The following is a 7,527-nucleotide window of genomic DNA, read 5'->3' as shown; positions in this document are numbered from 1 at the left end:
CTGATCCCATTCCGAACTCAGAAGTGAAACACAGTATCGCCGATGGTAGTGTGGGGTCTCCCCATGCGAGAGTAGGTCATTTCCAGGCGCCTAATTGACTTGCAAGAGTCGTGAAACAGCCCGCTATCATGTAGCGGGCTTTTTTACGTCTGTTATTTGTTGAATTACGGTTTGGTTAATATGAGCATAATGCTTGTGTGGACGATATGCCCATGCGAAATAGGTCATTTTCAGGCGCCTAATTGACTTGAAAGAGTCGTGAAACAGCCCGCTATTATGTAGCGGGCTTTTTTACGTCTGTATTTTGAGGGGCTGATTGTTGATTGCATCACATTGTTGTATAGATGGCATCAAAAAGGCTACCGCTCTCTTATACCAATTACAGTAAATATATGATCTAATTAATCGTCATTTTCTTATTTCAGTATCTATGAATAATACCAATCTTGTAGCATTAATTAAATTTGAAAAAAACGCTCGTAAACGTATCCGTTATCTCGCCTTACTTCATTTTACCGAAGGTCATTCTCGTACTGCTATTGCCAACATGTTGAAGGTCAGTAGAACCATTGTAAATGGTTGGGTTACTAACTATTTAACTCATGGCATAGTGGCCTAGATTATAAACATAATCCAGGTAGACCCGCTCAATTATCAGCGAAACAACAGTAAGTCTGAAAGAGTGTGTACAACGTCAAAGCTTGTCTGAGAGTGGGCGCGAGTGTCCGGCAACTGGCGTGATAGAGGCCATTATTACCCCGCATGCCAACAGTGAGTATATGTCAGCGCATTTAACATTAATTTCAGAGGCTACCGAATTTGGACGCTATGCTCTGGTCATCATGGACGGCGCAGGTTGGCATCAACAAGAACTGACTGAAGACTCTGATAACCTTAGTATCCTTAAGCTTCTCCCCCCTTATTCCCCAGAACTCAACCCCATAGAACAAGTGTGGCAATGTCTTCGTCAGAATGAACTCGTCAATCGTTGTTCTAGTGGATATGACGATATTGTTGAGCAGTGCTCCATTGCATGGAATCGCTTTATTGCAAAACCTGAAAGGGTGATTCAATTATGTTCTAGGCGGTGGGCAATACTGATCAATTAATGTAAATGGTATTATTTCTAATTTGAAGTGGTCAACAAAAAGAAGATCATTTTTATACTGCTATTTTAGCCGCTGTTGGACCCATGTCATTGCTATGATCTATTACCATTTATCTTGATTCAGTTTTTAATTGATTAAATAATATGGTATTCGTGGCAATGAATTATGGCTAAATGAATATACATACTAATATGCAATGAGTATTCAAAGAGAAGGAGTATTTGTGATTGTGAAAAAAAACAGGTTTAAGTCCATTACCTTATTAGCAATGGACTTATTGTTTCAAATCGTTTTTAGATAGACAGGAGCAATATCAGAGTTCAGCTAATATCTTTTCTACGATAGGTTTATTAGCTTCAGGGAAATCATATTCCGCAATTCTATCGATCTGCACCCATTCAATTTGTTGCTGCTCCATACCTTTAGCTTGGTTTGAAAACTCAGTAATTAAATGAATGTCGAGTCTGACATGTTTATCTGGATAATCATGACTGATGTCCATGAAGGGCGTTGAATTAGATACATCAAGATTAACTTCCTCTTTGAGCTCTCTAATTAACGCTTCAGTAACCGTTTCATTTGTTTCTACCTTACCGCCTGGGAATTCCCACTTTCCTCCTTGATGAAGGTGTCCGAGCCTTTTAGCCAGTAAAATGTGTTTATCTTGATTAATGATGACACCGACAGCAACATGTATTCTTTTTTGCAAGTTTTGCCCCTTATAATTTGAACTTATTGTTTGAAGAAGTCACCTTCATCAAAACCAGCATCATCCAACAGATCTAGGTCTATATCGTGCTTAACCGGAATAGCATGTTTCTCGCTGGCCCAGTCGCCAAGATCGATCAGTTTACAGCGCTCACTGCAAAAAGGTTTAAATAGGGATTCGTCTTTCCATTCAACTTTGGTACTGCAAATTGGGCAGTTTACAATTGTTAAAGGCATAATCATTCTTGGTTATTAATATTATTAGTGATGTTAAAGTGTTTATGTGCAGGTTGCTAGTGAGAACTGAACAGTTTCACTGGTATGACGGTGTAAATCGAAATCTACAAAATGAATTGCATAACGATTTCGATTTCCGCTGACGGTAGGGTAGCAGTTTTGATTGGAATTTATTTGCACTCGAATTAATGACAACGGTTGTACAGAGTTGCCTTGATAGAAACCCACTGGAGCTTGGTATAAACCAAAATCTGCTGTCGTTCGAATGAGTTCCAGAAGTAATGCTATTGGGGCGAGTAGAGGCTGGTATTGAATAAGCCAACTTTTAATATCTTGCTGTCGATGTTGCCAGTCTTTGCCAAGCCAAAAGTGCAGTTGAGGAAAGTCAAAATTACAGTATGCTCCAGTCATATTGAAACGCTGTCGTAAGGCTGAGATAAATTTGTCTTGTTTGAGGCTGCAGCCAATTCTTTCTTGTGCTTGCAGTGGCGATTTTAATGCGATTAGCTTTTGGGTGAGTTGATCCACTTGAGCGTTATCTACATTTGAGTGAGTACGCCAATGAGAAATTATCTGAATCTGTTTTTCAATATCTTTTAAAATATCGGTGCGATAATCACAACGTTCAGTTAGTTCGGCAAGAGCAAATAAGGGACTAAAACATTGATGTTGATTATCTTGTTCGGCATGCTGTTGCAACTGTAGGGCAAGGTTTTCTATACGTAAATAACTGCGTATTTTTTCATTTAATGGTTGTTCATAAATTAATTCAGTCATTGACGTTAGTTTCTAAATCGGCAGCCTGTTGTAAGTATTGTTGGTGCAGACGGAGTACTTGACTGCGCAACAGCTCATATTCTCCTTGATTATCAATAATGTTATCAGCTTTAGCGAGTCGTTGCTCTCGAGTCATTTGACTCGCCAGAATATGCTCTACCTGTTGTTTACTGACACCATCACGTTGCATCGTCCTTGAAATCTGTAACTCTGGTGCTATATCTACAACCAAAGTAGTATCAACTAAACTATCTAAATGATTCTCAAATAGCAAGGGCACTACCATTATTACATATGCAGAAGTCGATGCTTGCACTTGGTCGAGCATCTTTTGGCGGATCATTGGATGGAGTAAATTATTGAGCCACAGGCGTTGTTGAGGATTATCGAATACTTGTGCCCGCAGAGCTGCTCTATCGAGGCTACCATCGGTTAATAGCAGTGACTGACCAAAGTGTTGCGCTATTGCTTTTAATCCATCAGAGCCGATTGAGACCACTTCTCGGGCAATAACATCGGCATCCACTAAGTCTATGCCAAATTCTGCAAATAAGTTAGCCACGGTGGTTTTGCCACTGGCAATGCCGCCAGTTAAACCCACAACATACTTGTTTAAGCTCATAACGTACTAAGATACCAATTGAGAATGTCATGTCCCCATACTAACGCTATCCAGCCTGCTGCAGCAATATAAGGACCAAAGGGGATAGGGTTACCTTTGTTGAGCTGTTTAGCCATAATCATGGTAATGCCCACTACCGCGCCTACCAGTGAAGATAATAGAATAATTAGAGGTAACATTTGCCAGCCTAACCAGGCACCGAAAACGGCTAATAGTTTAAAGTCACCGTAACCCATGCCTTCTTTGCCAGTGACTAATTTAAATAACCAGAATACCGACCACAAACTTAAATACCCTGCAGCTGCGCCGATAATCGCGTCTTCCGGACTGGTATAAATGCCTTTAAGATTAATGATTAATCCTAACCAAAGGATCGGTAACGTGAGTTGGTCCGGTAATAGCATTTCATCTAAATCGATGCCTGTTAACGCCACTAACACAAACGTTAGAATGCTGGCATAAACAAATTGCCATGTTGGGCCAAAATGCCATGCTAATGCGGCAATTAATACGCCGGTTAAGAGTTCAATAATGGGATAGCGGCTTGAAATACTGGTTTTGCAATCGACACATTTACCCTTAAGCATCAGCCAACCTAATATTGGCAGATTATGCCAAGGCTTTATATTGGCCTTGCATTTAGGGCATGCAGAGCCTGGCACTACCAGATTGTATTTTTCAGGAAAGGGATCGATGGCTTTCTGTAAACGCTCACTGCCTACTTGTTTGACAATGTCAGGATGATATTCATTGAGATAAAAGTTACATTCACTTTGCCATTCACGTTTCATCATCACCGGTAAACGGTGGATAACGACGTTGAGAAAGCTGCCAATGGTGGCAGCAAAAATAAAGCTAATCGCAACAAAGACCCAAGGGTATTGAGTCATTGTGGCAATAAAAGTTGAGATAAATTCAGTCATTATTCTTCTTATACTTATGATAACTTGATCATGCTTGCTTAGCCGACAATATTACCCATTTGGAAAATTGGCAAGTACATTGCTACAATCAACCCACCGACAACAGTGCCAATAACAACCATCATAATCGGTTCAATTAGGCTCGATAGTCCATCAACAGCATCATCTACTTGCATTTCATATATGTTTGCTACTTTATTGAGCATTTCATCCAAACCGCCAGATTCCTCGCCAATCATGACCATTTGAATTAACATATCAGGGAATAATTTGGTCGTGCGCATTGCTACATTCATCTGCATACCCGCCATCACTTCTTGGCGAACCTTCAACAGCGCACTACGATAAACATAGTTACCAGATGCACCCGCTGCAGATTCTAAACCATCTATTAATGGTACGCCTGCTGCAAAGGTAGTTGATAAAGTGCGTGCGAAACGAGCCATAGCTGCTTTATGGAGAATATCCCCAATAGCTGGGATTTTTAAAACCATTTCATCTATTCGATTACGGAATGCCTGAGAGGTTCGATGAGCCCTTTTGAATAGCCAAATACTAACAACAATAGCTATAGCAAAAAAATACCAGGAGGCTTGTAACCCTCTAGAAAGACCTACAACAATTTGGGTAAATGCAGGCAGTTCAGCACCAAATCCTTTAAAAATATCTTCAAATTGTGGTACTACAAAAAGTAAAAGCAGAACAGTAACAGCAATAGCAACTATAACCACAGCAGCTGGGTAAAACATGGCTTTTTTGATTTTAGATTTTAATTGTTCAGCTTTTTCGCGATATGTTGCTATACGATCAAATACTGCATCGAGAGAGCCGGAATGCTCACCCGCTGCAACTAAGTCAACATATAAATCATCGAAATATAGTCTATGCGGTCTTAATGCGTCTGAAAGCGGAATGCCGGATTGAACATCAGATAAAATCGTACCTAATAATTCGCGTACTTTGGCTTTCTCATGACCGCGGCCAAGAAGTTCAATAGTGGTTACTAATGGAACGCCAGCCGCAAGCATAGTTGCTATTTGGCGAGTGATCATAGCAATGTCCATTGCCGTTATCTTTTTTTCAGACTTAAATAATGGTGGAGATTTTTTGCGTACAGCTTTAGGGGTTACACCCTGAGATTTTAATACACTGCGAACTTCAGCAATAGTAGATCCTTTCAACTCACCAGAGGTGCGTTGTCCATCACGGTTAATACCCTTCCATTGATAGGTGAATACCTTAGGTTGATGTTTGATTTTTTTTTTCGCCTTTGGCTTTTTTCTTGCTGTTATTGTGGCCATTTAACCAATCCTTTTATTTTTTCGCTGCACCACGTTAACCCATTATTGTTAATAGAGAATAATCAATTAAATAGTAGATTTACTATAATTGATTTGACTATAGCTGAATTAAAAGCTGGTTACACGGTTAATTTCCGCGATGCTAGTTACGCCGTGAATGACTTTGAGCAATCCTGATTGACGTAAATCCCGCATACCTTGCTGCTTGGCAAGGGTGGCAATTTGGAGTGAGTTACCGCCTTCCATAATTGTACGCGCTATTTCATCGCTCATTTTCATCACTTCGTAAATACCGACTCGGCCTTTATAACCACCTGAGCATAGCTCACAACCGATTGGTTTGAATACGGTAAAACCTTTGGTGATATTAGCTTCACTAAAGCCTAAGCGCTGCATCTCAGCAACAGGAATTTCTTCTTCATGTTTACATGCAGGGCATAGGCGCCTGGCAAGTCGTTGGGCAATAATTAAATTGACTGAGCTAGCAATGTTATAACCTGGTACACCCATATTGATTAAACGAGTTAAGGTTTCCGCTGCCGAGTTTGTATGCAGTGTCGATAACACTAAGTGACCGGTTTGGGCAGCTTTAATAGCAATTTCGGCAGTTTCTAAATCGCGGATTTCACCGACCATCACCACATCAGGATCTTGACGTAAGAATGAGCGTAGTGCAGATGCGAAAGTTAAACCGGCTTTTAAATTAATGTGAACCTGATTAACCCCTTCAAGGTTAATTTCGACAGGGTCTTCAGCGGTAGAGATATTACGCTCTTCAGTATTAAGAATATTGAGGCCAGTATATAAGGAGACTGTTTTACCAGAACCAGTGGGACCAGTCACTAGGATCATACCTTGAGGTTTGGCGAGCATTTCTTCGTACAATAGTCGTTGGTCATCTTCATAACCGAGCTTTTCGATCCCTAGTTGGGCGGAAGATGAGTCCAATATACGCATCACAATCTTCTCGCCCCAAATTGTAGGCAAGGTACTGACACGGAAATCGATTGACTTGGTTCGCGACAGTTTCATTTTAATGCGGCCATCTTGTGGCACTCGACGCTCAGCAATATCGAGTTTAGACATTACCTTTAAACGAGCGGATATTCGATTTGATAAATTAACCGGTGGTTCTGATACTTCATGCAAAATACCATCGATACGAAAACGAATCCGATAACGCTTTTCATAGGGTTCAAAATGTAAGTCTGAGGCGCCTTTACGTATGGCATCGGTAAGAATTTTATTAATATAAATAACAATCGGAGCATCATCACTGCTATCTCCGCTTGGTTCGTCACGCCTTTCATTATCAGCAACTTCCATATTGGCCAGTGCTTCTTCATCTGCACCACCTAAGTCTAGGCCAGAAATATCATCTTCGATTATTTTTTCTAGTACCTTTAGGAGTTTGTCATCCTCAACTAAAATGGCTTCAGCATGTAAACCTAAACTAAATTGAAAATCTTCAAGGGCTGCAATGTTAGTGGGATCTGATGTCGCTATATAGAGGCGATTACCGCGTTTAAATAAAGGCAAGCATTTATGCTTTTCAATCAGTTTTTTATTTAGAATATCTTCTGGAATACTGAGTATATCGAATTCAGCTAAATCAAGTAAAGGAGTACCATACTCTTCATAACATAACTCTGAAATTTCGCGCGATGATAAAATTTTTGATAGCACAAGCGTACTTACTAAAGAACGTTTTGATTTTCTCGATTCTGAAATCGCACTCGACAGCTGCTCTTCGCTAAGCAGACCTTTGCGAATAAAAAGTGTTGATAATCCCAAATGTAGGCTAGTAGAAGACATGGGGGCTCCAGTTGTACCCAAATGCTAAAATGATC

At 40.3% G+C, this 7,527-nt stretch carries 7 protein-coding genes, 1 rRNA gene and 1 pseudogene; 2 read left to right on the top strand and 7 right to left on the bottom strand.

Features of this window, described 5'->3' with window-relative positions:
* Both rrf and EGC86_RS21210 read left to right on the top strand, forming a co-directional pair.
* Positions 1–88, top strand: a 5S ribosomal RNA gene (gene rrf, locus EGC86_RS05025); the annotation flags it as partial.
* A gap of 342 nt (positions 89–430) precedes the next feature.
* Positions 431–1,109, top strand: a pseudogene (locus tag EGC86_RS21210) (transposase).
* A 313-nt stretch (positions 1,110–1,422) separates the two neighbouring features.
* Here EGC86_RS21210 and mutT read toward each other — a convergent pair.
* The 7 genes from mutT to pilB all read right to left on the bottom strand — a co-directional run bounded on the left by mutT (position 1,423) and on the right by pilB (position 7,492).
* Positions 1,423–1,818, bottom strand: coding sequence for an 8-oxo-dGTP diphosphatase MutT (mutT, locus tag EGC86_RS05015; RefSeq protein ID WP_123776815.1), 396 nt, complete (start codon positions 1,816–1,818; stop codon positions 1,423–1,425).
* A 23-nt stretch (positions 1,819–1,841) separates the two neighbouring features.
* Complete coding sequence (yacG, locus tag EGC86_RS05010; protein ID WP_123776814.1) at positions 1,842–2,054, bottom strand: DNA gyrase inhibitor YacG; 213 nt, start codon at positions 2,052–2,054, stop codon at positions 1,842–1,844.
* Positions 2,055–2,096: 42 nt separating this feature from the next.
* The gene (gene zapD, locus EGC86_RS05005; RefSeq protein WP_123776813.1) at positions 2,097–2,831 is read right to left on the bottom strand and encodes a cell division protein ZapD; all 735 of its coding nucleotides are present in this window, start codon (positions 2,829–2,831) and stop codon (positions 2,097–2,099) included.
* Entirely contained in the window at positions 2,824–3,453 is a 630-nt protein-coding gene (coaE, locus tag EGC86_RS05000; protein WP_123776812.1) for a dephospho-CoA kinase, read from the bottom strand. The genes zapD and coaE overlap by 8 nt, the downstream gene beginning before the upstream one ends.
* Positions 3,450–4,376, bottom strand: a complete 927-nt coding sequence (locus EGC86_RS04995) for a prepilin peptidase (protein ID WP_123776811.1) — start codon at positions 4,374–4,376, stop codon at positions 3,450–3,452. Before EGC86_RS04995 ends, coaE begins: the two co-directional genes overlap by 4 nt.
* Before the next feature lie 38 nt (positions 4,377–4,414).
* Positions 4,415–5,677, bottom strand: coding sequence for a type II secretion system F family protein (locus tag EGC86_RS04990; RefSeq protein ID WP_123776810.1), 1,263 nt, complete (start codon positions 5,675–5,677; stop codon positions 4,415–4,417).
* Positions 5,678–5,785: 108 nt separating this feature from the next.
* Positions 5,786–7,492 (bottom strand): type IV-A pilus assembly ATPase PilB, encoded by a 1,707-nt coding sequence (pilB, locus tag EGC86_RS04985; protein ID WP_123776809.1) that lies wholly within the window; start codon positions 7,490–7,492, stop codon positions 5,786–5,788.
* Positions 7,493–7,527 lie beyond the last annotated feature (35 nt).

Origin of the sequence: Shewanella frigidimarina, from assembly GCF_003797125.1 — a bacterium.
Classification (GTDB): Bacteria; Pseudomonadota; Gammaproteobacteria; order Enterobacterales; family Shewanellaceae; genus Shewanella; species Shewanella frigidimarina.
This window is presented reverse-complemented; position numbering and strand designations above follow the sequence as displayed.

Bases quoted from the DNA above. Each gene is read 5' to 3' on its own strand.
- yacG (WP_123776814.1), bottom strand. From the start codon at position 2,054: ATGCCTTTAACAATTGTAAACTGCCCAATTTGCAGTACCAAAGTTGAA.
- zapD (WP_123776813.1), bottom strand. From the start codon at position 2,831: ATGACTGAATTAATTTATGAACAACCATTAAATGAAAAAATACGCAGT.
- coaE (WP_123776812.1), bottom strand. From the start codon at position 3,453: ATGAGCTTAAACAAGTATGTTGTGGGTTTAACTGGCGGCATTGCCAGT.
- EGC86_RS04995 (WP_123776811.1), bottom strand. From the start codon at position 4,376: ATGACTGAATTTATCTCAACTTTTATTGCCACAATGACTCAATACCCT.
- EGC86_RS04990 (WP_123776810.1), bottom strand. From the start codon at position 5,677: ATGGCCACAATAACAGCAAGAAAAAAGCCAAAGGCGAAAAAAAAAATC.
- pilB (WP_123776809.1), bottom strand. From the start codon at position 7,492: ATGTCTTCTACTAGCCTACATTTGGGATTATCAACACTTTTTATTCGC.